Source organism: Streptomyces odontomachi (assembly GCF_024435355.1).
Taxonomy (GTDB): Bacteria; Actinomycetota; Actinomycetes; order Streptomycetales; family Streptomycetaceae; genus Streptomyces; species Streptomyces odontomachi.
In genome coordinates, this window is the sequence record NZ_JAMJWG010000001.1 from 637,643 (window position 1) to 659,131 (window position 21,489).

At 70.3% G+C, this 21,489-nt stretch carries 15 protein-coding genes; 8 read left to right on the forward strand and 7 right to left on the reverse strand.

The window, feature by feature from the left end:
- Positions 1 to 57: 57 nt before the first annotated feature.
- From NQO67_RS02660 to NQO67_RS02670, 3 genes are read left to right on the forward strand one after another with little or no spacing between them, the layout of a single operon-like run.
- The gene (locus tag NQO67_RS02660) at positions 58 to 1,041 is read left to right on the forward strand and encodes an aldo/keto reductase (RefSeq protein ID WP_255945883.1); all 984 of its coding nucleotides are present in this window, start codon (positions 58 to 60) and stop codon (positions 1,039 to 1,041) included.
- Entirely contained in the window at positions 1,038 to 2,294 is a 1,257-nt protein-coding gene (locus tag NQO67_RS02665) for an ATP-grasp domain-containing protein (protein ID WP_255945885.1), read from the forward strand. The genes NQO67_RS02660 and NQO67_RS02665 overlap by 4 nt, the downstream gene beginning before the upstream one ends.
- The gene (locus tag NQO67_RS02670; protein ID WP_255945887.1) at positions 2,291 to 3,418 is read left to right on the forward strand and encodes a GNAT family N-acetyltransferase; all 1,128 of its coding nucleotides are present in this window, start codon (positions 2,291 to 2,293) and stop codon (positions 3,416 to 3,418) included. Before NQO67_RS02665 ends, NQO67_RS02670 begins: the two co-directional genes overlap by 4 nt.
- A gap of 97 nt (positions 3,419 to 3,515) precedes the next feature.
- Here NQO67_RS02670 and lysA read toward each other — a convergent pair whose 3' ends face one another.
- The 4 genes from lysA to NQO67_RS02690 form a co-directional block, all read right to left on the reverse strand.
- Complete coding sequence (gene lysA, locus NQO67_RS02675; RefSeq protein WP_255945889.1) at positions 3,516 to 4,826, reverse strand: diaminopimelate decarboxylase; 1,311 nt, start codon at positions 4,824 to 4,826, stop codon at positions 3,516 to 3,518.
- A gap of 75 nt (positions 4,827 to 4,901) precedes the next feature.
- On the reverse strand, positions 4,902 to 6,170 hold the full coding sequence (locus tag NQO67_RS02680) for an MFS transporter (RefSeq protein ID WP_255945891.1): 1,269 nt from the start codon (positions 6,168 to 6,170) through the stop codon (positions 4,902 to 4,904).
- Positions 6,171 to 6,187: 17 nt separating this feature from the next.
- A complete protein-coding gene (locus NQO67_RS02685; RefSeq protein WP_255945893.1) occupies positions 6,188 to 7,753 on the reverse strand; it encodes a B12-binding domain-containing radical SAM protein in 1,566 nt (521 codons plus the stop codon).
- A gap of 5 nt (positions 7,754 to 7,758) precedes the next feature.
- The gene (locus tag NQO67_RS02690; RefSeq protein ID WP_255945895.1) at positions 7,759 to 9,336 is read right to left on the reverse strand and encodes a B12-binding domain-containing radical SAM protein; all 1,578 of its coding nucleotides are present in this window, start codon (positions 9,334 to 9,336) and stop codon (positions 7,759 to 7,761) included.
- A gap of 253 nt (positions 9,337 to 9,589) precedes the next feature.
- Here NQO67_RS02690 and NQO67_RS02695 point away from each other — a divergent pair, with 253 nt between their 5' ends.
- Both NQO67_RS02695 and panD read left to right on the forward strand, forming a co-directional pair.
- A complete protein-coding gene (locus tag NQO67_RS02695; RefSeq protein WP_255945897.1) occupies positions 9,590 to 11,107 on the forward strand; it encodes an APC family permease in 1,518 nt (505 codons plus the stop codon).
- 427 nt (positions 11,108 to 11,534) lie between these two features.
- Entirely contained in the window at positions 11,535 to 11,960 is a 426-nt protein-coding gene (gene panD / locus NQO67_RS02700) for an aspartate 1-decarboxylase (protein WP_255945899.1), read from the forward strand.
- 465 nt (positions 11,961 to 12,425) lie between these two features.
- On the opposite strand, the gene gnd is transcribed toward panD, so the two are convergent.
- Positions 12,426 to 13,865 carry an NADP-dependent phosphogluconate dehydrogenase gene (gnd, locus tag NQO67_RS02705; protein ID WP_255945901.1) on the reverse strand — a complete coding sequence of 480 codons (1,440 nt, stop codon included), beginning with the start codon at positions 13,863 to 13,865 and terminating at the stop codon, positions 12,426 to 12,428.
- 357 nt (positions 13,866 to 14,222) lie between these two features.
- On the opposite strand from gnd, the gene NQO67_RS02710 reads away from it, so the two are divergent.
- Positions 14,223 to 15,530 (forward strand): transglycosylase family protein, encoded by a 1,308-nt coding sequence (locus NQO67_RS02710; protein ID WP_255945903.1) that lies wholly within the window; start codon positions 14,223 to 14,225, stop codon positions 15,528 to 15,530.
- Positions 15,531 to 15,778: 248 nt separating this feature from the next.
- Here NQO67_RS02710 and NQO67_RS02715 read toward each other — a convergent pair whose 3' ends face one another.
- Entirely contained in the window at positions 15,779 to 17,257 is a 1,479-nt protein-coding gene (locus NQO67_RS02715) for a DMT family transporter (protein WP_255945905.1), read from the reverse strand.
- A gap of 452 nt (positions 17,258 to 17,709) precedes the next feature.
- Here NQO67_RS02715 and NQO67_RS02720 point away from each other — a divergent pair, with 452 nt between their 5' ends.
- Positions 17,710 to 19,278, forward strand: a complete 1,569-nt coding sequence (locus tag NQO67_RS02720; protein ID WP_374118888.1) for an SDR family NAD(P)-dependent oxidoreductase — start codon at positions 17,710 to 17,712, stop codon at positions 19,276 to 19,278.
- A 539-nt stretch (positions 19,279 to 19,817) separates the two neighbouring features.
- The gene (locus NQO67_RS02725; protein ID WP_255945907.1) at positions 19,818 to 19,991 is read left to right on the forward strand and encodes a hypothetical protein; all 174 of its coding nucleotides are present in this window, start codon (positions 19,818 to 19,820) and stop codon (positions 19,989 to 19,991) included.
- A 99-nt stretch (positions 19,992 to 20,090) separates the two neighbouring features.
- Here NQO67_RS02725 and NQO67_RS02730 read toward each other — a convergent pair whose 3' ends face one another.
- Entirely contained in the window at positions 20,091 to 21,215 is a 1,125-nt protein-coding gene (locus NQO67_RS02730) for a PP2C family protein-serine/threonine phosphatase (protein WP_255945909.1), read from the reverse strand.
- Between the last annotated feature and the right edge of the window lie 274 nt (positions 21,216 to 21,489).

The window sequence follows — 21,489 nt, forward strand, 5'->3', positions numbered from 1 at the left end:
GGCCAACCCTGTACCATTGCTTGCCAATTGACAGTAAGTCCGAGAGGGGATCTGTCGGTGCGTCTTCGTCGCTTCGGCCGGACTGGGTGGCAAGTCGGCGAGATCGGCTACGGTATGTGGGGCATCGGCGGCGGCCCCGGTGGCTGGACAGGCGGTGACGAGGACAGCGGGCGCGAGGCGCTGCGCCTCGCCGTGGATCAGGGCTGTACCTTCTTCGACACCGCCTGGATCTACGGCCGAGGCCACAGCGAGCTGCTGCTGGGCGAGTTACGCGCCGAGTACCCCGACGGGGCGATCCGGATCGCCACCAAGATTCCGCCGCTGGACCGGAACTGGCCCACTCGCCCGGGCGCCCGCTTCACCGAGGTCTTCCCCGACGCGCACGTGGCGAAGTATCTGGCGCTCAGCCTGAAGAACCTCGGGGTGCAGCGCATCGACCTGATGCAGTACCACGTGTGGGACGACAGCTGGGCGGCCGATGACGAGTGGCTCGCCCAGGCGGCCCGGATGAAGGAACGCGGCCTGGTCGAGGCGGTCGGCATCAGCGTCAACCGGTGGGAGCCCAGCAACGTGCTGGCCGCGCTGGAGACCGGCTTGGTCGACTCCGTTCAGGTGATCTACAACATCTTCGACCAGGCCCCGGAGGACGAGCTCTTCGCCGCCTGCACCCGGCACGACGTCGCCGTGATCGCCCGGGTACCGTTCGACGAGGGCACCCTCACCGGCACCCTGACCAAGGACACCCGCTGGCCCGAAGGGGACTGGCGCAACAGCTACTTCGTCCCGGCCAACCTCGCGGCCAGCGTGGCACGCGCCGATCGCCTGCGCCCCGTCGTCCCCGAGGGGATGACCATGCCACAGCTCGCCCTGCGCTTCATCCTCCAGCACCCGGCCGTCAGCACGGTGATTCCCGGTATGCGCACCCCCGCGCACGTCCGAGCCAATCTGTCCGTCAGCGACGGAGTCGCCCTGCCGGCCGAGCTGATGGACGAGCTGCGCTCCCACCGCTGGGACCGGGTGCCGACGGAGTGGTCGCAGTGACACCGCCGAAACGGCCCGTCGTGGCCGTGGTCGACCCCGTCTCGACGGGCTCCCAACTCGCCGAGGGGTTCGCCGGGCGCGGCTGGGACACCGTGGCCGTCTTCACCCCGGGACAGATGCCGGCGGCGTACCGGCAGTCCTTTCGTCCCGAGGGCTACCGGGCCGTCATCGATCTCGGATCGGTGGCCGACCCGGCCGCCGAAGTCTCCCGCCATCAGCCGTCGCTGGTCATCACCGGCTCCGAATGGGGAGTACGTGCCGCCGACGAGCTCGCCGAGCGGCTCTGCCTGTTGGGCAACGGCACCCGGCTCAGTCCCTCCCGCCGCGACAAGTACGCGATGGTCGAACAGCTGCGCCTGGCCGGGGTGGACGCCGCGGAGAGCATCGCCTGCGACGACGTGGAGAAGATGATCGACTGGGCCGACGCCGGCGGCCACTGGCCGCTGGTGGTCAAGCCGTTGGCGAGCGCGGGCTCCGACTCGGTGGCGATCTGCGCCGACGAGGCCCAGGCCCGCGCCGCCTTCGCCCGTATCCACCGGCGGAGCGACCAGATGGGCAACTTCAACGAGCTGGTCCTCGCCCAGGAGTGCCTCGCCGGCGCCCAGTACTTCGTCAACACGGTGAGCCGGGACGGGCGCCACTTCGTCCACGAGATCTGGCGCGAGCAGCGGGCGAGCGTCGACGGCGCCGTCGTCTACGACTACCAGGACCTGCTGGCCCCCGACGGTGATCCCCAGCGAGACCTGGCCGCCTACGTGGCACGGGTGCTCGACGCTCTCGGCATCGCCCACGGCCCCGCACACGCCGAGGTGATGCTCACCGCGCGCGGACCCGTACTCATCGAGATCGGCGCGCGGCTGGAGGGCGCCGTCACCTCCCGCGGCCCTCGGGCCGCCACCGGCCACAGCCAGGTGTCGCTCACCGTCGACGCGTACACCGATCCCGCCGCGTTCGCCCGCCTGCCCGGCACCGACTACCGGCTCCTGCGGAGCCTGCGGGTGGTGTGCCTGATCGCCGCGCAGGACGGGCACCTGGCTGCCGGACCGCTCGCGCAGGTGCGCGCGCTGCCCAGCTACCTCTGCGGCTCGACCGACCTGCTGGCCGGCGGAGACGAGGTCCGCCGTACCGTCGACCTGTTCAGCTCGCCCGGACACCTGTATCTGCTCGGCGACCGCGAGCAGATCGAGCACGACTACCGGCGCGTTCGCGAGATCGAGCAGGCCGGCCTGTACCAGGGCGAGCCCGCCGGATGAGAGTGCGGCACATCCACAGCGTCCACGAACTCAAACCCGCGGACTGGGACCGACTGTCGGCCGGCCGCAGCGTCTACCTCGGCCGCCCCTGGCTGGAATGGGCCGAAGGTTCCGACGACTACGAGAGCCGGTACCTGCTCGCGGAGGAACCGGACGGCTCCGTGGTCGGCGCGCTGCCCACCTATTTCTGGCGCGGCGGCTCCGGTGTCTCCATGAACCAGGCCTACCACCCGCTCGACCTGCTCGCCGTCCCTCGCCTGGGAACCGAGGCGGAGGCCGACCGGCACCTCTGGATGCCGCTGCTTCTGCTCGGCTCGAGGGCCGGCTACCACGGCGGCGTACTCGTCGACCCGGCGCTGCCCGCGGCGGGCCGCGCGCGGGTGATCGCCCGGCTGATCCAGGCGGCGGCCGAGTTGGCCGAGACCCTCGGTGCCGCGGCGACGGCCCTGCTGTACGCACCGCAGGCCCACGCCGAGGAGTGCCTCGCCGCGCTCGCCGCACTCGCGCCCGACGTACCGACGCCCTCGTACGCCCCGCTGTCCGCGGAGGCGATCATCCCGGTCGCGACGGTGGACACCGAACGCTCCGCCCGGCGCCGCCGCGAATGGCAGCGCGAAGCCCGCGCCTTCGCCGACTCGGGCGGCTCGGTCCACCGCGTCCGCCTCTCCGAGTGCTACCGGCAGGCCGGCCCGCTGCTCGGCCTGCTCCAGCGCAAGTACGGCGCGGATGACACCGACGAGTCGATGACGGCGTACCTGGGGCAGCAGGCGGCCTGTCTCGATCCGTGGAGCGAGGTCTTCCTCGAACGCCGCGACGGCCGCCTCACCGGCTTCGCCCTCTGCTACCTCTGGGGCGACACCCTGCACGTACGCGCCGCCGGCTTCGCCCCTGACGCCGGCCCGTACGCCTACTTCAACCTCGCCGTCTACGAGCCGCTCGCCCTCGCGGCGTCACGCGGCCTTGCCTGGCTCGACCTCGGCACCGGCGCCTACCGTGGCAAGCTCCTGCGCGGCGCCCGGCTGCGCACCACCCACGCCCTGGTCTGGCCCCCGCGGGGAAGCCGGGAGTCGGTACGCTCCGCGCTCCTGCTGCCCGGCGAGGACTACCTGGACGCGACCGGCTGACCCCTTCGGCGGCGAGCCCCGGCCGGCGGTACGGCTCCCCATCGAGGCCGGGGCCCCGCCGCCGGGTGCCCCGCGGTCTCGGAGGGGGAGCCCGGTCTCACAGCTTGCTGTCCGGCAGGCCCAGTTCCGCCTCGATCAGGTCCGCATAGGTGTCACGGCGGCGGATCAGACGGCTGGTGGAGCCGTCCACGAGCACCTCGGCCGGGCGCAGCGAGGAGTTGTACTGGCTGGCCATCGCCATGCCGTAGGCGCCGGCACCGAAGATGCAGATGACGTCGCCCTCGGCGAGCGTCGGCAGCCGGCGCTCCCGGGCGAGGTAGTCGGTCGACTCGCAGATCGGCCCGGCGATGTCGTAGCCGGTGAGGCCGGGCAGGTCGATCCACCCGGAGCGGGTCGGGGGCGCCAGGCGGTCGACGGGACGGACGGGCCACATGAAGTGGAAAGAGTCGTACAGCGCGGCGCGGATGAGATTGTTCATCCCGGCGTCGACGATCGCCACCCGGTGCCGCCCGGCGTCCTTCAGATAGCGCACCCGGGTCAGCAGGACACCGGCGTTCGCGGCGATCGAGCGTCCGGGCTCCATGACGACCTTGCCGCCGGCCGCCACGAACGGCTTGAGGACGGGCGTGATCGCATCGGCGTACACCCCCCAGCCCGGTGCGGCACCCGTCTCGTACTCGGCGGCGAACCCGCCGCCCATGTTGACGAGTTCGATCTCGTGGCCGTCGGCCCTCAGCTTGTCGACCAGGTCCAGCACTCGGGTGAGCGCGACGGTGTAGGGCTCGGGGGAGTGGATCGGTGAGCCCAGGTGGACATGGACACCGGTCAGCCGGACGTGGTCCAGCAGCGAGGCGCGGGCGAACAGCCGGGGCACCCGCTCCAGGTCGATGCCGAACTTGCTGCCCCGGACACCCGTGGTGGTCTTCTCCGGGGTCCCCTCGCTCTGCACGTCGGGGTTGACCCGGATCGCGGCCCGCGCGGTACGGCCCATCGACCGGGCCACCCGGCCCAGGAGTTCGAGCTCCGACTCGGACTCGACGTTGACGCAGCCGATCCCGGCGGCGATGGCCTCGCGCAGTTCCGACTCGGACTTGCCGACCCCGGCGAAGACGATCCGCTCGGCAGGGATGCCCGCAGTGAGAGCCCGGTGCAGCTCGCCGCCGCTGACCACGTCCGCCCCGGCGCCGCCCGCGCCCAGCTCGTGCAGCAGATGGAGGTTGCTGCACGTCTTCACCGCGTAGCAGACCAGCGGGTGCAACTCGGAGAAGGCCGCGGTGAGATCCGCGAGGTGCGTACGGAAGGTGTCGCGCGAGTAGACGTACGTCGGGGTGCCGTGTTCGGCGGCCAGCTCCTCCAGGTCCACACCCTCGCAGCGCAGCACTCCGTCGTGATAGTGAAACCTGTCCACCGGCGTCCTTCCAAGAGCTCAACGGTCGGGGACGATCCTAGTCGAAGCCCCAGTTCGAAAGGCCCTGTTGTCACCCTAAGTTGACACGAGGTCGGCCGGTAGGGCCTGCCTGCGAGGGAGGGGCGAACAGATGATCGCAAGCGGCCCGAACAACAACGCGCCGGACATCACCCACAGCGCCTCGCGCAGTCCCAGGACGGTGCCGAGCGCGCCACCGGCCAGGGTGCCCAGGGGCACCATGCCGTACGCGACGAACCGGAAGGAAGCGTTCATCCGGCCGGTCATGGTGTCCGGTGTGAGGGTCTGGCGCAGCGATACCTGGAGGACGTTGGAGAGACCGGTCGCCAGGCCGGAGACGGCGAACCCCGTGCAGACCACGGCGAAAACGGCGAGTCGGCCGCCCGAGGCCGCGGGCACCAGCAGGAACGCGCTACAGCCCAGCACGGAGCCGGCCGCGATGGTGGGTCCCAGGCCGATCCGGCGGGCCCAGCCCTCGGACAGGAAGGTGCCGAGCGTCGAGCCGATGCCGGCCGCCGCGAGCGACAGTCCGAGCAGCAGCGGCGAGAATCCCAACTCGCGCACCGCATAGACCAGGTAGAGGACCAGGGCGCCTTGCTCGCAGGCGTTGAACACGGCCGTCTCGATGGCCAGCGCCCGCAGTTCGGGCTGGCCGAACACGAAGACCAGCCCGGCCCTGACGTCCTGCCACCAGGTGGCCGCCGCCTGCCGTACTCCGCCCGGCGCCGCCTTCTCGACGGCCTGTCGGGGCGTCGGCCTGATCAGGGCCAGGGTGAGTGCCGAGAAGGCGAAGGAGAACGCGTCGATGACCAGGGCGCCGGCCGCGCCGACCGCGGTGCAGACCAGCCCGCTCAGACCCGGCCCGCCGAGATCGGCGGCGGACTGGCTGGCCTGGAGGTTGCGGTTGGCGCGGGTGAGTCTGTCGCGGCCGACGAGCTGGGGGACATAGGCGAGGTTCGCCGAGTCGAAGATCACCTGGAAGACGCCGACCAGGAACGGCACGGCGTACAGCCACCACAGCCGCAGCCAACCCATCGCGTGCAGTACCGGCAGGACGAGCACCAGTGCCGCACGGGCGACGTCCGCGACGATCATCAGCCGGCGGCGGTCCCCCCGGTCGACGAGGGGGCCCAGCGGCAGCGCGAAGAGCAGGAACGGCAGATAGCGCAGGGCGGCGATCACTCCGAGCTGCCCGGCATTCGCGTCGAGCGAGACCACCGCGAGCAACGGGAGGGCCAGCGTGCCCAACTGGGTACCGACCAGGGACAGGCTCTGGCCGAGCCAGAGGGCGCCGAAACCGTACCGCCGTCGCGGTGGTGCGGTCACACGTAGCTCCTCTTCCTTCAGCCGCTGGTCTCGATCAGTGGCTTGCGGTGGATGCCGTCGTACTGGTCGATCAGGTCTCCGTTCAACTCCCGCATCATGCGCAGGCGTTCGTCGAGGAGATCATAATAGGAGAGGTGATCGCTGCTCATCGGTGAGAGGTAGACGCTGATCACCTCGGGGTTCTCTTCGATGTCGAATTCGAGCCGCTCGTGCTTGTTGCGGAAATCGGCCGTACCCGGCAGCAGTGTCCGGTTGTAGACGTTGAAGTACGGCACCACACGGGAGTCCCGGTCCAGCAGCGCCTCGCGCAGTTGGAGACTTCGGCGCAGATAGTGGTCGATCGCCGGCCGGTCGTCGCCGTCGTGGCCGATCAGCACGTTGAAGGTCTGATACGTGACGCCGAAGTCGAGCATCGCGTCGAGGATCTCCAGTTCCTCCTCGAAGCCGCGCAGTTTGTTGAACTTCGACGTCGGGTCGTCGCCGAGGAACTCAAGCGGAATCTGCACGCGGTAGCAGCCGCGCCAGATGTCACCGGAGCGGTCGCTCCAGAACAGGTGCTCCATCAGTTCCAGGTCCGGCTGCCCGAGGTCCAGGAACTTGCCGAACTCCAGCCCGTTGGCGAACTCCCAGGAGAAGCCGTACTCCCGGGCCATCCGGAAGATCTCGAAGACCTCCTCGCGGCCGCTGCGGTGCAGCATGGTGCCGCGGCCGCTGCGCTGGAGCCGGGAGAGGATGTTGTCCTCCTGGAAGAGGATGTTGCGGATGCCCATCTCCCGGAAGTAGGCGAAGTGCTTCTCGACCGCCTCCGGCGACATGTGGCGGTACTTGCCCCGCATCGGTGTCGCGCAGAACGAGCAGGTGCGGTAGCAGCCGCGGGACGACTCGAAGCAGATGAACGGCGTGGCGACGTTCTGCGGCGGGGTGCCCTCGCCGGTGTCGTTGTAGTCCTGGTAGTTGGTGACGAGGTCGAGGGCCATCGGCTCCAACTCGTCCATCTTGAGGGACGGGCCGCCGAAGACGATGTACCCGCCGTTGTACTCACGGCAGAACGCCGCCTGGGTGAGAGGCTGTCCCTTGGCGACGGCCTCGATCACCTTGGCGAAGAGGTACTCGCCGTCCAGCTGGACGATCACGTCGAAGCCGTTGTCCAGGTACCACTCGGGGCGGGCGGTGGCGTCCATGCCGCCGCCGACCACCAGGGCCTTCGGGTTGACCGCCTTGGCGTGCTTGGCGAAGTCGGCGACGGAGCCCGCCGAGTTGGTGAAGTTGTTGGAGATGCCGATGATGTCGGCCTCGCGCAGCGTGGTGTCGTAGCGCTCGAACACCCCGCCGTAGCGCAGGCACTCGATCACCCGTGGCCCGTAGTCGAAGGACTTGTAGAGCACCGGCTCGTCCTCGTCCACCTGGGTGTCGATGATCCGCAGTTGGGCCTCGACGCCCCACTGCGCGAGGAAGCTGCGGGTGCCGGCCGCCAGTGTGGCCAGCGCGCTCTTCGGGTTGAGGACCCGTACGGGGCTGATCGTCTCGGCTTCCCCGGCGAACCGCTGGCCGGGGTAGGGCGCGTAGTAGAGATCGACGAGCATGCCGCTCACGCTCCCGTGCCGTCGTGCGTACCGCTGCCCGCGTAGATGCCGTCGTAAAGACGGTGCAGCTCACGGTCGTTGAGGGAGTTGGTCATCTCCAGTCGCTTCTGGTAGATGTCCCAGTAGGTGAAGTGGGAGTTGTCGATCGCGGAGAGGAAGATCCCGATCACCTCCGGGTTCGCCTCCACGTCGAAGGCCAGGAGGTCGTGCAGGGTCGTCCAGTCACGGGCGCCGGGCAGCAGCGACAGGTTGAAGACGTTGAAGTACGGCTGGTACGAGGAGCCACCGAGGGTGCCCAGCTCGTCCTTGATGCGCAGGCAGTAGTCGTTGAACTGGTCGATGGCCTCGGCGTCCTGCTCCGGATAGCCGATGAACAGATCGTAGGTCTGGTGGCCGATACCGTAGTCGGTGAGCATGGTCGCCAGGATGTCGACCTGCTCGTCGAAGCCGAGCAGCTTGGGGAAACGGCTCTTGCCGATGTTCATGTTGTCGAGTGGTATCTGCACCCGGTAGCAGCCGGTCCATCCGTCGGCCGACTTGTCGTTGCCCAGCAGAGCCTGGGCCAGCTCGTGGTCGAAGCGCCCGTTCTGGCGGAACTTGCCGAACTCGATGCCGTTGGCGAACTCCCAGGCGAAGCCGTACTCGCGGATCATCCGGAAGATCTCCAGGAGTTCCTCCCGGCCGCTGTCGTACAGGAAGCGGCCCGTGCCGTTCTGCTGGATGCGCGAGAGCGGGTTGTCCTCCTGCCAGACGATCGTGCGGATGCCCCGCGAGCGGAAGTACTTGAGGTGCTCCTCGACGGCCGCGGGCGACATGTAGCGGTACTTGCCGCGGGAGGGCGCCGTGCAGAAGGAGCAGCGCCAGGCGCAGCCCCTGGAGGTCTCCCAGCAGATGAAGTTGGTGCCGACACCTTCGGGGGGTGGACCCTCGGCGGTGTCGGTGTATAAGGACAGGTCGCCGACCAGGTCGAGCGCCATGGGCGGCAGGGTGTTCATGTCGATCATGTGTGACATGTCGACCTTGCGCGCCGTGCGCTCGCGGGTCGCGATGTTCGGCACGGTGCTGAAGTCGCCGCCCTCGGCCCAGGCCTGGACGACACGCGAGAACACCCACTCTCCCTCGCCCTGGACCACCAGGTCCACCCCGCGCTCCAGGTAGTACTGCGGCCGGGCCGTCGGGTCCACGCCGCCCGCCACCACGAACGCCTTCGGGTTGACGCTCTTGATGAACTGCGCCAGATCGGCCGTGATCTGTGCACTGTTGGTGAAGTTGCAGGTCAGTCCGTGGATCTCGGCTTCCTTGATTTTTTCGACGTAGTCCTCGAAAGGGGAACCGAAGCGATAGCAGTCCATCTGGTGCGGACCGTACGGGATGGTCTTGTAGGCGATGCGCTGGCCGCCGAGCTGCATGTCGACGATTTCGATTTCGCAGTCGAATCCCATCGTCTCCGCGAACATCCGCAGCCCACTCGCCAACGTCGGCAGCGCGCTCTTCGGATTCAACGGTCGTTCGGTGTTGATCGGCTCGTCGAAGCCGCGGAACATCTGCGAGGGAAATGGCGCATAGTAGAGGTTGACTTTCATGCGTGAGGCTCCCGGGAGTGAGCGGTCGAAGCGCAGCGTCAGTCGAAGTGGCCAAGTGTCACCACATTACTGATGGCCGGTCAAGGAGCAATAATTGCAGGAGGGTCGCGGAAGCGGAGCGGAATCCGCCGTTCAGGCGAAACGGGCGCGAATGAAGGTGAAGATCATAAATCTTCCGGCCGTGCGGCGAGTTCTCCGAAGATCCTGAACGCATTCTTGCGCAACACCAGGTGGTTATGCAGCATTCTGCCTCGTGGACACCCAAACCTCCGGTACGGCGCCGGTCCTTCGTACTGCCGACTCCGATCTCGAAATCCGCAAGCTAAGACGCCACTTCGGTCACTTCGATATCCTCTTCTTCCTTCTCTGCACTCTCGTCGGCCTCGACACCATCGGTACCGTCGCCGCCCGTGGACCACAGGCCTTCACCTGGATGATCGTGCTGGCGATCATCTTCTTCGTGCCGTCCGCTCTGCTCTGCGCCGAATTGGGCAGCGCTTTCCCTCAGGAGGGCGGTCCCTATCTCTGGGTCCGGCTCGCCTTCGGCCACCTCGTCGGGGCTGTCAATACCTTCATGTACTGGGTCACCAACCCGGTGTGGTTCGGCGGCACGCTCACGGTCTCCGCAGTGACGGCCTTCACCACTTTCTTCCGCGACGGCCGACCATTCGGCACCCTCGGCTTCTATCTCTTCACGCTGGGATTTGTCTGGTTCGGCATCTTGACGGCCGTGGTCTCCTTCCGTATCGGCAAGTGGATCCCGGTATTGGGAGGCTGGACCAGGCTGGCGCTGCTGATCCTTTTCACCGGTACCGTGCTCATCTATGCCGCCCGGCACGGCGTGCACGGTTTCGGCCTCGCCGACTTCACACCCGGCTGGTCGGGATTCGTGGCCCTGGTACCGGTGTTGATATTCAATTACGTCGGATTCGAACTGCCCAACAGCGCCGGTGACGAGATGGTCGACCCCCGGCGGGACGTGCCTGCGGCCATCTTCCGCAGCGGCGTGCTGGCCGTACTCCTCTACGCCCTGCCGGTCCTGGGCGTCCTGCTGGTCCTCCCGACCAAGGCCGTCACAGGGCTCAGCGGCTTCCTCGACGCGATGCGACAGGTCTTCAGCGTGTACGGCGGCTCCACCGGACCCGACGGCACGGTCACCCTGACCGGCGCCGGCCTGGTGCTCGGCGGCATCTGCGCGGTGCTGTTCATCCTCACCCTGCTCTCCTCCGGTGTCGCATGGCTCATGGGCACCGATCGGGCGCTGGCGGTCAGTGGCTACGACGGCGCCGCACCCCGCGCCTTCGGAGTCATCTCGGAACGGCTCGGCACCCCCGTCCGGGTCAACCTGCTCAGCGGCCTCGTCTCCACCGGAGTCCTCGTGCTCGCACACCAGCTCACCGGGGGCGAAGCCGCCAAGCTGTTCGGCGCGGTGCTCTCGCTGGCGCTCTCCACCACCCTGCTCAGCTATCTCGGGATCTTCCCCGCGCTGCACATCCTCAGGCGGAAGTACCCCGACGTCCCCAGGCCGTACCGCGTCCGCTACCCGCGCACCATCGGCTGGCTGCTGACCGCGCTGATCGCCTTCGCCACGGTCCAGCTGCTCCTGCCCGGCATCGGCGCGCACTGGTTCGGACCGGGATACGCCCCCTCGGGCTGGGCCCCTTCCGAACGCTGGACGTATCTCGCCACGGAGGCCATTCCCCTGGTGGTCTTCGTCCTCATCGGGGTCGCCTTCTGGTTCGCCGGTGCTCCGACCCGCAGGCGCTCCTGAGACTCCCGGCCCCGGCGTCGCCGGGACCTGAGCCACTCGGTCTCACACCGGCCCGGCCGGGCACGGCCGTCGCACGCCCCGTCGCGCGCGTGTCCGTTTCCTCCGGGCCGTCTCGGCAGCCGTTCGCCGTGCCGGAACCGATCCCCGGACTCCCGGCTTCCGTGCGGAGCGTCGGAGTGACGGTGATCACGAACGCCCTTCTCAAGGGGCTGCGTAGGCTTGTGGCGTCGTCGAGCGGAGGTAGGGGAGCGCCGGTGAGGCTCTCCGACATATGCCTGACGACGCGCCAGAAAAGGCAGCGGGTGGTCAGCGTGCGTCCTGAAGGGCCTGGGGGGCGCTGCCCCAGCCCGCCACTCGTTGTAGGGTGAAGAGATCGCCCTTGACCTGCAAGAACGCAGGCAGGGAGCCTAGCGCCAGGAGTACCGCGATGCTGCGCACCATGTTCAAGTCGAAGATCCACCGTGCCACCGTCACCGAGGCCGACCTGCACTATGTGGGCTCCGTCACCATAGACGCGGACCTGCTGGACGCCGCGGACCTGTTGCCCGGCGAGCTGGTACACATCGTCGACATCACCAACGGGGCGCGTCTGGAGACCTATGTCATCGAGGGCGAGCGCGGCTCCGGGGTCATCGGCATCAACGGCGCAGCGGCGCACCTCGTGCACCCCGGGGATCTCGTGATCATCATCAGCTATGCCCAGGTCGACGACGCGGAGGCCCGTGCCCTGCGCCCCCGTGTCGTCCATGTCGACCGGGACAACCGCATCGTCGCCCTGGGCGCCGACCCCTCCGAGCCGGTGCCGGGCGGCGACGCGCGGCGCGGGCCGCAGGCGGTGCCGGCCGGGGCGTGAAGCGTCCGCCTCTTGCGGAACGCTGCGTTTGCGGCCCGCGCGCCGGGTACGCGAAGGGGAAGGCCACCAGCCGATGACCGGATGACGATCCGGTCTGGAGGCAGCAATGACTCACCCATTCCCCGATCCGGTGCCTCCGGCACCGAACCCCGGTCCCGACCGTCCGGAACCGCCGACGCCCTTCCCGGAGCCGGTACCCGGCCCTGACCCGGTGCCGGGCCCCGGGCCAGGACCCCGGCCGACCCCGGAGCCGTCACCGTCGCCGATCCCCAAGCCACCGGGACCGGACCCGGTGCCCGAGCCGGAGCCGGGACCCGCGTCCTGACTAACGGGCGGCCGGCCCTTCGGGGCCGGCCGTCGCCGTGTCCGCGCCCCACGTGAAGCAGGGGAGTGCCTGGTACCAGGCAGGCCCCGCGGGTCCGGCACGCACTCGACGAGCAGTCCTACGCCTCGACTACGCCTCGACTACGCCTCGACCTCCGAGCGGTCCTGACCCCACAACGTGTGGAAGGACCCCTCGACGTCGGTGCGCCGGTAGGTGTGTGCGCCGAAGTAGTCCCGCTGCCCCTGCGTGAGCGCGGCCGGGAGCCGGTCGGCGCGCAGCGCGTCGTAGTACGCGAGGGCCGCCGAGAAGCCCGGCGTCGGCACGCCCTGCTGCACCGCCGCCACCAGCACGGCCCGCCAGTCGTCCTGCGCAGCGGCGATCTCCTCGGCGAAGCCCTTGTCGGCCAGCAGGCTCGGCAGGTCCGGGCGGGTGTCGTAGGCGGCGCGGATCCGGTCGAGGAACGCGGCACGGATGATGCAGCCGCCGCGCCAGATCGAGGACACCGCACCCGGGTCGACGTTCCAGCCGTACTCCTCGCTGCCCGCGGTGATCTCGTGGAAGCCCTGGGTGTACGACACGATCTTCGACGCGTACAGCGCCTGCTCCACCTGGTCGGCGAAGGCCGCCGCCGCCTTCTCACCCATCGGCTGGGCCACCGGGCCGGCCAACTCGCGCGAGGCCGCGCGCAACTCGGCGTGGCCCGACAGCGAGCGGGCGAAGACGGCCTCGGCGATGCCGGAGACCGGCACGCCCAGGTCGAGCGCGATCTGCACCGTCCAGCGGCCGGTGCCCTTCTGCTCGGCACGGTCCAGCACCACGTCCACGAACGGCTTGCCCGTCCGGGCGTCCACGTGCGCCAGCACCTCCGCGGTGATCTCGATCAGGTACGAGTCGAGCCGGCCGGTGTTCCAGGTGCGGAAGATCTCGGCGATCTGCGCGGGGGAGTACCCGGCCACATCGCGCAGCAGTTGGTACGCCTCGCCGATCAGCTGCATGTCGGCGTACTCGATGCCGTTGTGCACCATCTTGACGAAGTGTCCGGCGCCGTCGGGGCCGCAGTGCGTCACGCACGGCGCGCCGTCCGCGGCCTTCGCTGAGATCTTCTCCAGCATCGGCCCGAGCGAGGCGTAGGACTCCGTCGAGCCGCCCGGCATGATGCTCGGCCCGTGCAGGGCCCCCTCCTCGCCACCGGAGATGCCGGTGCCGACGAAGTGGATGCCGCGCTCGCGCAGCTCGCGCTCGCGGCGCCGGGTGTCGGCGAAGTGCGCGTTGCCACCGTCGATGATCATGTCGCCGGGCTCCAGGAGCGGCGCGAACTCCTGGATCACCGCGTCGGTCGGATCGCCCGCCTTCACCATGATGATCAGACGGCGCGGGCGCTCCAGCGCGGCGACGAACTCCTCCGGTGACTCGGCGGGAACGAAGTCGCCCTCGTCGCCGAAGTCCCGCACCAGCTCCCGCGTCCGGGAGGGAGTGCGGTTGTGGACGGCGACCGCGTAGCCGTTGCGCGCGAAATTGCGGGCGAGGTTGCGCCCCATCACCGCGAGCCCCGTCACACCGATCTGGGCTGAAGTGCTCATTGCCGTAGCTCCTGGAATCGGATGTAAAGATCGTTGACGGCAAGTATGACCCGACGGCCCCGGTTACCCGCGCCACGGCGGCCCCGACGGAGCCGTCGGGGTCCGTGGTCGCTTTCGGACGCCCGTGGCCGGTATCTCCGGGACCGTGCCGGTGCGCCCGGTGTGCCGCCGAACCGGTGAAGCCGCAGGACAGAACGGGTGTGAGCGCGCGGGGGAGCAGCACGATTGCGGCCGTGGCGCCCCGAAATGCTCGACTCATTGCTCTCTTGTCCACTCCGGTTCCCGGCACTTACCGTTGCGGCGCTTCATGCCGCGGCGCCCGGGGCTCGCCCCCGGCCATCTGACGAGGGGATGCCCATGGCCGTACGCGGTCGTCACCGCCGTTACCAGCCGGGCCGTATCAACCGCGCATCGCTGACGGTGACCGCGGGCGGCGCCGGGCTCGCCATCCCGCTCATCGGGGCCACCACCGCCCAAGCGGCCGACCTGGACACCTGGAGCAAGGTCGCCGCCTGCGAGTCCGGGAACAACTGGAACATCAACACCGGCAACGGCTACTTCGGCGGGCTCCAGTTCAGCCAGTCCACCTGGGACTCCTACGGCGGGCGCGTCTACGCGTCCCGCGCCGACCAGGCCAGCAGGGACCAGCAGATCGCCGTCGCCGAGAAGGTGCTGAAGGGACAGGGGCCGCGGGCCTGGCCCGTCTGCTCCGAGCGCGCCGGCCTCAGCAGCGGCGGGGCCGCCCCGCAGATCACCCCCGCGAGCAGCACGCACACCCAGGCCACCGGACGGGCCCGCAGCAGCGCCGCGGACGTGAAGCCGGAGACCACCCCGCAGTCCCGCGCGGGCACCGCCGAGACGTACAAGGTGGTGCGCGGCGACACCCTCTCGGGCATCGCCGAGGAGCGCGGTGTGCACGGCGGCTGGCAGCAGCTCTACCAGGACAACCGCAAGGTCATCGGCGCCGACCCGGATCTGATCCTGCCCGGCCAGCGCCTGGCCCTCGACGGATCGCACGCGGCCGCGCCCCGGCACCCGGCCGCGCACCAGGCCGCCCCGCAGCACCAGACCGCCCCGAAGAAGAAGCAGACCGCTCCCAAGAAGTCCACGCACGGGACGACGGCGCCGAAGACCTCCACCGGTTCCGGCCATGCGCACCCCTCGGCACCCGCCAAGACCTCCAAGCCCGCGGCGCACCCCGCGAAGAAGAAGTCGCCCGAACACACCTCACGGCCCGCCAGCCACCCCGCCCACCACACCCAGCACCTGATCGCGCCGGTGTCCGCTGCGATCGGCACGCCGTACCACGAGACGGGCAGCAGCTGGTCGAAGGGCTACCACACCGGCGTCGACTTCCTCGTGCCCACCGGCACCTCCGTCAAGGCCATAGCGTCCGGTCAGGTCGTCGCGGCCGGCTGGGGCGGTTCGTACGGCTACCAGGTGGTGATCCGGCACGCCGACGGCAAGTACAGCCAGTACGCCCATCTGTCCGCGATCTCGGTGAAGTCCGGCCAGCAGGTGAACGGCGGTCAGCGGCTCGGCCGCTCGGGCGCCACCGGCAATGTGACCGGCCCGCACCTGCACTTCGAGGTGCGGACCGGGCCCAGCTTCGGTGACGACGTCGACCCGCTGGCGTATCTGCGTGCGGGCGGCGTCAAGATCTGAGTTACGGCGCGATGAGTAACGGACGTGCGGCCGCGCCGTCGGCGGTCCGTCCGCGGTCGCACGCTCGCGGCATCCAGCCCCGTGGCGTCCGGGGCTGAGCGGCCGTCACACGATCGTGCTGCCACCGCGGGGTGGCACGCCGGCACCCGGCCGTTGGGCGCCCCACGGCCGGGCGAGGCTCTGGCCATGCGCCACGACCGGGCGAGGCTCTGGCTGGACACCACGGCCGTGGGCACCGTGCAGCCGTGTCACGGTCTGAGCCGTGCACAGCACATGAGCTGGCCGTCCGGGGTCCTGTGCCTGCTGTCGCGGCGCAAGGGCAGCCTGGTCAGCCGGGTCGCTTCCGGCAGCTCACGCACGCCCGGGAGATCCGTCACCCGCCGCAGGCCCGGCTCTTCCGGAAGGCCTGGTCCTTCTGCGGGACGGACGACTGCGGCGGTGGAGCGGGCCAACCCCGGCAGGTCGGCCACGCCCGGCAGACCCGTCACGTCCCTGGGATCCGACACCCCCGCGGCGCTCCCCGGTCCACCGGGCCCCGTCGCCTCGGGGAGATCGGACTCTGCGGCCACTCCCGGTGCCCCCGTGGCTCCCGGTGGGTCCGTCAGCTCCGCCGCCGTGTCCGGCACGATCGGGATGACCGGGACGGCCCTGGGTGCCGGCACGGTCGGCGTCCCCCGATGCCCGGGTGACGGCTGCTGCGGCAACGGTGCGGTCCGTGCCGGTGACGGGATGCTCACCACCGTCGACGGCCCACCGGCGTCCTGCACCGCCATGAAAGCTCCGCCGGGCGGCAGGCTGCCGTCCTGTGCGGCGGCCGAGCCCGCTGCCGGGTGCGAACCGTGCTCCCGCCTCGGCTCCGGGAGCGCGGGCGATGCGCCGGCGGGCGGTACCGCGCTGGAGCGCACGCGCTCCATGGTCAGCAGCACCACACCACCGGCCGCCAGGACACCGCAGGCCAGCGCGCTGATGGTGCCGGCCCAGCCGTACCGGAAGCCCTCGCCGAACATGGTCAGGCCGACCGCTGCGGCCACCACCGGATTGGCGACGGTCACCATCGACAGCGGCGCCGTGAGCCCCGCGCCACGGTAGGAGGCCTGGGATAGCAGCATGCCCGCGGTGGCCAGCACGGCGATCACCAGCAGGCTCGGCAGCCGCAGGGTCAGCGACGTCCCGCCCGTCCAGTCAAGGGCGACGGTCTTGGTGAACACCGACCCGATACCGAAGGCGACGCCCGCCGCCGCGGCGAGCAGCACGCTGCGCACCGCGGGATGCCGGTGCGCGGCGTGCGCGCTCACCATCAGAGCCACCACCAGGCCCGCCGTGATCAGCGCCACCAGCATCCGCTCCGGACCGCTCAGCGACTGGCTGTCCGACGCGCTGGTCAACGACAGCAGACCGGCGAGCCCCACCGTGGCCATGACAGCGCCACGCCACGCGGTCGCCCCGGCTCGCCGGCCCACGAACAGGGCGGCCATCGGAAGGGCGAAGACGATGGTCAGCGCGCCGGACGGCTGCACCAGGCTCAGCGGCCCGAAGGCCAGTGCCGCCACGTGCAGCAGGGCGCCCAAGCCGTTGAGGCCGACCGCGGCCCACCAGACCGGGCGGCGCAGGGGCGCGTACTGCATCGCGGGCGCATCCGCCGCGACCCTCTCCTGAACGATGGCGCCGCCCGCGTAGGCCACGGCGGAGATCAGGGAGAGCAGCACGGCCAGCGCGAGATCGCTCATGACAGGCTCCCCTGCACATGACACGGCGTGCAGGGTGCGCAGCGCACGGTGAGACCCAGCCCTGCGGGCGAAGAGACGGCATCCATGCTCTCCACGATGCCTCGCAGAACGCCGTGCGTCGTCGTTCTTGAGCATGCTCACGGTCATACTGCCGATGGAGTACGACCGGCCGAACGTCCTCCCCGGGGTGGTCAGCCCCCGGAGGTACAGCCGGAAGCACCGGTCTTGACGCACCTGACTCCGGCGCCCGTGCCCCGGTCTCCCGGCGGTCCGCGACCACCCCGCCGGCCGGGGCGCCCGCGCAGGCGGGGCACCGTCCTCGCGGTTTGGCACCTCCTGCCGCGCCTCACGTAAAGTTCCGGATTCGGAACGTCTTCTGTGGGCGTGCCGAAGGCGCCCGGCGAACCGGGGGAGCCGGTGGGTAGGCGGAGAGTGGAAAAGGGCACGCGGCAATGACGGTGACAGACGACGGCCCCGAGCACGATGTCAGCTCGGTCCGGGCCCCAGGGCCCCGTGCCGAGGCGCCCGGGGCCGCGATGGCCTCCGTGCCCGAAGCCCGGCTCGCGGAGGAGCACGAGGCGCGGTACGGCCCCGGCATCGACCCCGAGCGGCTCGCCGTCTGCCTCAGCGTGCTCGACGAGCTCAGCACACTCGAGGTCGACCACCCCGACGCGATCGCGGTGCGCCGCGCCACCTCGGGCATCTACCGCACCGTCAAGCAGCGCCGCCGTCAGGAACGGCGCGCCGCCAAGACCGCCCACGACAAGGCCGTGACCGAGGCGACCGCGACCGGCTCGGCCGAGCGCATCGACGACGAGACCCGGGGCGTGCTGCCCTCGTCCACCACCCGGGGCGAGATCGCCGGCATCCTGCGCCGCCCGCGCTCCTGCTACATCTGCAAGACGCGCTACACCGAGGTCGACGCCTTCTACCACCAGCTGTGCCCCGAGTGCGCCATCGACAACCGGGCCCGGCGCGACGCCCGCACGGACCTCTCCGGCAAGCGCGCGCTGCTCACCGGCGGCCGGGCCAAGATCGGCATGTACATCGCGCTGCGGCTGCTGCGGGACGGTGCCCACACCACGATCACCACACGCTTCCCGAGCGACGCCATACGCCGCTTCAAGGCGATGGACGACAGCGACGACTGGATCCACCGGCTGAAGATCGTCGGGATCGATCTGCGTGACCCGGCGCAGGTCGTCGCGCTCGCCGACTCGGTCGCGGCCCAGGGCCCCCTCGACATCCTGATCAACAACGCCGCCCAGACCGTGCGCCGCTCCCCGGAGGCGTACCGCGAACTGCTGGCCGCCGAGTCCGCACCGCAGCCCACCGGTCAGCTGCCCGCGGCCGAGGTGATCGGCTCCTTCGGCTCCGGAGCGGTGGCCGCGCTGCCCGGCGCGCGCCAGGGCGGCCTGAGCGCCCGGGACGTCACCGAGTTGGCCCTCGTCTCCGGCTCCGCCGCGCCCGCCAGGATCGCGGCCGGCACCGCGATCGACGCCGGCGGTCTGGTGCCCGACCTGCACGACAGCAACAGCTGGGTGCAGTCCGTCGACCAGGTCGACCCGGTCGAACTGCTCGAAGTGCAACTCTGCAACTCCACCGCGCCGTTCATCCTGATCAGCAGGCTGCGCCCGGCCATGGCCGCGGCCGTCGCGGCCGGTGCGCGGCGCGCCTACGTCGTGAATGTCTCCGCGATGGAGGGCGTCTTCGACCGCGGCTACAAGGGCGCCGGCCACCCGCACACGAACATGGCCAAGGCAGCGCTGAACATGCTGACCCGCACCAGCGCCCAGGAGTTGTTCACCAGCGAGCGCATCCTGATGACGGCGGTGGACACCGGGTGGATCACCGACGAGCGACCCCATCCCGACAAGATGCGCCTCGCCGACGCCGGATTCCACGCCCCCCTCGACCTCGTCGACGGGGCAGCGCGCGTCTACGACCCCATCGTGCGCGGCGAAGCGGGCGAGGACCTCTACGGCATCTTCCTGAAGGACTACCGGCCCGGCCGGTGGTGACCGGGCAGGGCCTGCACCCGCGGTACGGGTATTTCCGGTCATCTTTCCGGCTGCCGGGTCCCCGCCTCGCTCGCCCTCACCCGAACGGATCAGCGGCCGCCGTGCCGCCTGAGGGCGCTCCGCCGAACGAGCCGCCAGGCCCGCATGGCGCTGTCCGGCGGGGCCGGGCGACCTGCGGCAGGCTTGCAGGGCCGGCCCCGGTCCCCCGGGTGGGCGGCGCCCGCCTGCGTGGTGTACGCATCCGACGGATCATGGCTGAGAAGAAACCGATGGCAGCGCCGGGGCGCCCCTAGTATTCTTCGCTATCGAGCGGGCATGCGCTCACATGGTTAACCTGGAACGGAAAGTCCGTTCTCGGAGCCACATCCGGATCCATGTACGACCGGGACCAACCGGTCATGGCCTGCTCCCAGCGAACCACCGGCGCCACCGCGACCGCATTTCAGCTGATCCTCCCAAGCCCCACCGGGTGTAGGCGCCTGGTCCACGGCGGGCCGGCAGCCTGTCCCGCGGGTTACCCGACACAGAAGGAGTGCGCGGTGACACCAGAGAAGACGACGAGCGAACTGCCCCCCAGGGAGGGCACCGAGCGGCTCTCCGCCGGCCCCGAGACCCTCGGCAGCCTGGACGTCTGGGCCAGATCAGCACCGATCCGCCTCGCCGGCTACGAGGACGACCTCGCCGAGCCCCACATCCTCCCCAGCGTCGACTGAACCACCGGCGTCGACTGCCCCTCCCGTGCGCCCCGTTGCCGGGGCCGCACGGGCCTTGGGCGCCGCCACCGCACAGCGCGCCACGCGCCGTAAGGGCCGTCACAGGCGAGGGAGCGGTGTGTGGTGCGCCGCCGGATGGCCGTGGGCGAAGACCACCGCTGCCATGTCGTCCTGCTGACCGCCCCCGGTCCACCGCTTGACGTCGTCGACGAGCGCCTGCACCAGTTCGTGCGGATTCTTGAACGTACGGTGGGCGAGTACCCCGGAGACCGGATCGTAGAAGACTCCTCTGCTGTCCCGTGCCTCGACCACACCGTCCGTGATCAGCAGCAGGAACGCCCCCGGGGGGAGCCGTACCGTGTCCACGGACGACACCGCCCCCTGCCCCATCCCGGGCAGTTGCATGCCCAGTGGCAGCCGGCGGTCGCCCGGGTCGAGCCGGGTCACGGCGCCGTCGTGCACCAGACAGGGCGCCGGGTGCCCCAGATTGACCAGGCGCACCGTCGCCCCGTCGGCCGAGAACTCGACGAGCACCGCGGTCGTGAACTCCTCGGAGTCCGTCAGCGCGGCCCGGCGCTCGCTCTCCCGGCTCAGCGCGTCATCCAACCGCTGCGCCAGCTCCACCAGCGACGGGACGTGCTCCGCCTCCTGACGGAACGCACCGATGGCGACCGAGACCGTGCCGACGGCCTGGAGCCCCTTGCCGCGTACGTCGCCGATCAACGCCCGTACCCCGAACGGGGTGTCCTGCACCGCGTACAGGTCCCCGCCGATCCGGGCCTCGGCCATCGCCGCCTCGTAGCAGGCCGCGATCCGCAGCGGCCCCACCGTGTCCGGCAGGTCCGGCAGGATCGCCCGCTGGGCCGCCTCCGCGACGTCGAGGGTCCGCACGAGCTGTCGTCTCTGCCGGTACAGCATCACGTTGATCGCCAGCGCCACCACACCGACGATCGCGATGTCGGCGGCGTTGATGATCAGCGCGACCATCTCACGGCCCAGGTACACGTCGAGCCCGAGGGACAGCAGGCAGGCGACGACGAGCAGGCACAGCGCCAGGCGGAAGGTCAGCAGGGCGCCGGCGACGATCGGAGCCGCGGCCAGCAGCGGCAGCCCCATGTAGGGCTCCGGCCCGTAGAGGTCCGCCAGGGCGCCCCCCACCAGCAGCGCCACGCACCACACCAGCTGCGGGTGGTTCCTGGTGGGGCGCACCGAGTCGATCACCACGACGTCACCGGGCAGCGCCGGCGGGCGCGCTGCGGCGGTCGGCTCCGTCGACGGGGGCGACGAGGGTGACGACCACCGGACACCACTCCTTCCGCTGCCTGCGGCAGAGCAGTTCGAAGGACCTTCAGCCAACGTAACCCTGGCAGGGTGGCCGTGCACCTTGGCCCCGGCCGGAGCCGGCCGCGACACGCACGCCGGCACATCCCGCACCGTGCGCAGGGACGCACGCAGCTCGGGACCTTTCGGATATCGGGCCCCACGGTGACCGGGGATT